The organism is Actinomycetota bacterium, assembly GCA_036280995.1.
Lineage (GTDB): Bacteria > Actinomycetota > CALGFH01 > CALGFH01 > CALGFH01 > CALGFH01.
The window spans coordinates 1-2,513 of record DASUPQ010000126.1 but is presented as its reverse complement, the minus strand read 5'-3'; the positions used below and the strand labels follow the sequence as shown (position 1 = coordinate 2,513).

General features: G+C 75.0%; 2 protein-coding genes. Both read left to right on the top strand.

Annotated elements, in window-relative coordinates; all coding sequences use genetic code 11:
• Positions 1-1,190 (top strand): NADP-dependent phosphogluconate dehydrogenase (gene gndA / locus VF468_03965; GenBank protein HEX5877469.1); only part of this gene is annotated, 1,190 nt, incomplete at its 5' end.
• Between the two features lie 176 nt (positions 1,191-1,366).
• Positions 1,367-2,398 (top strand): glycoside hydrolase family 3 N-terminal domain-containing protein, encoded by a 1,032-nt coding sequence (locus VF468_03960; GenBank protein HEX5877468.1) that lies wholly within the window; start codon positions 1,367-1,369, stop codon positions 2,396-2,398.
• Positions 2,399-2,513: the final 115 nt, after the last annotated feature.

Sequence of the window (2,513 nt, the reverse complement as noted above, 5' to 3'; positions counted from 1 at the left end):
ACGGCGTCATCGAGGAACTGGCGCCGCTGCTGGACGACGGTGACATCGTCATCGACGCCGGCAACTCGCACTTCGCCGACACGCGCCGCCGCTCCAAGGAGTGCGCCGACCGCGGGCTGCGGTTCATCGGCACGGGCGTCTCCGGGGGTGAGGAGGGGGCGCTGCACGGCCCCAGCATCATGCCCGGCGGCACGGCCGAGGCCTACGGGCTGGTCGAGCGGCTCCTGACCACCATCGCCGCCCAGGTCGACGGGGTGCCGTGCTGCCGGCTGGTCGGCCCGGGCGGCGCCGGCCACTACGTCAAGATGGTCCACAACGGCATCGAGTACGCCGACATGCAGCTCATCGCCGAGGCCTACGACCTGCTCGGCCAGGGCGTCGGCATGGGCGCGGCCACCCTCGCCGAGGTGTTCGAGGGCTGGAACGCCGGCGACCTCGACTCCTTCCTGATCGAGACCACCGCCAAGGTGCTGCGCCAGGTCGACCAGGCCACCGGCCAGCCGCTGGTCGACGTGATCCTCGACCAGGCCGAGCAGAAGGGCACCGGCCGCTGGACCGTCCAGTCCGCACTGGAGCTGGGCGTGCCCGTCACCGGCATCACCGAGGCGGTGTTCGCCCGGGTCCTGTCGTCACAGAAGGAGCAGCGCACGGCCGCGGCCAAGGTCCTCCCGGGCCCGTCCGGCCGGCTGGACGCCACCCGGGCCGAGGCGTTCACCGACGACGTCCGCGACGCCCTCTACGCCTCCAAGGTGGTCGCCTACGCCCAGGGGTTCGAGCAGATCGCCGCCGCCGCCGAGACCTACGGCTGGGACGTCGAGCTGGGCGGCCTGGCCACCATCTGGCGGGGCGGCTGCATCATCCGGGCCCGGTTCCTGGACCGCATCCGCGAGGCCTACGAGGCCGACACCGGCCTGCGCAACCTCCTGTTCGCCGACTACTTCCGGGACGCGGTCGGCCAGGCCCAGGACGCCTGGCGCCGGGTCGTGGCCGCCGCCGTCGAGCTCGGCGTGCCCACCCCCGCGTTCGCCTCGTCGCTGGCCTACTACGACGGCTTCCGGCGCGAGCGCGGCCCGGCCAACCTGCTCCAGGCCCAGCGCGACTTCTTCGGCGCCCACACCTACCGGCGGGTCGACCGCCCGGGCAGCTTCCACACCCTCTGGTCCGAAGGCGGCCAGGAGGTCGACGCCTGACCCGGCGCCATCTGCTGGCGACCGGGCTGCTGCTGGTCTTATTGGTCGCCGCCTGCGATTCGGGTGGTTCGGCCGGCGACCAGGCGAACACCCAGGCGCACGACAACCCGCCCCCCTCCGGGTCCGCGGGCCTCCGAACCGGGCGGGTGGCCGACAGCGAGAAAAGGCGGCTCCGGTTGCCCACAACCCCGGCCCCTCAAGGGGCGTCCTGCGCCGCCTTGCCGTCCATCCGGGTCCAGCTCGCCCAGCTGCTGCTGGTCGGCTTCCCCGGGACCAGGCCGGGGCCGGTCAGCCGGGGGCTGGTGGACCGGGGCGTCGGCGGGCTGCTGCTGTTCCGCGCCAACGTCGCCTCCGCCGGCCAGGTGCGGGCGCTGGTGGCCGACCTCAAGGGCCGGGCCGAGATCCCGCTGGAGGTCGCCGTCGACCAGGAGCCCGGCACCCGCGTGGCCCGCCTGGCCGGGATCGTCCGGGCCGCGCCGTCAGCCCGCGAGCTGGGCCGCCTGCCCGCCGACCGGGTCGAGCGCTACGGCCGGGCCGCCGGCCACGACCTGGCCGCCCTCGGCATCACCGCCGACCTGGCCCCGGTCCTCGACGTGACCGGGGCCAGCTGGGACGGGGTGATCGGCGACCGCTCGTTCGGGGCCGACCCGGCGACGGTCAGCCGGGCCGCGGTGGCCTACATGCGTGGCCTGGCCGCTGGCGGGGTCGCTCCCGTTGGCAAGCACTTCCCCGGCCACGGCGCCACCACCGTCGACTCCCACCACCGGCTGCCGGTCGTGGCCGCGCCCATGGCCCGCCTGCACGCCCGCGACCTGGCCCCGTTCCGGGCCGCCATCCGCTCCGGCCTGGACGCGGTCATGGTCGGCCACCTGCTCGTCCGCGCCGTCGACCCCCGCAACCCGGCCACCCTGTCCCCGGCCGTGGTCGGCGGCCTCCTGCGCGACCGCATGGGCTTCGAGGGCCTGGTCGTCTCCGACGCCCTGGAGATGGGCGCCCTCGCCGGCACCCTCTCCCTCCCGGCCGCCGCCGAGCGCGCCCTGGCGGCCGGGGTCGACCAGCTCGTCTTCTCCGGCCACGCCGCCGTCCCGGCCGTCCTCGACCATCTCGAACGGGCCGTCGCCGACGGCCGCATCTCCAGGGGGAGGGTCCGCGAGGCCTTCGGACGGGTCCAGCGCTTCAAGCAGGTCGGCCGCTGGGCCGGCTGCTGAGCCGACACCACGGGAGCCAGAATGCCCACCACCCAGGTCGCGGAAGGCGTGCACCGGCTGACGCAGGGGTGGTGAACTTCTATCTCCTCGAGGAGGGCGGCAGGCTCCTGCTGGT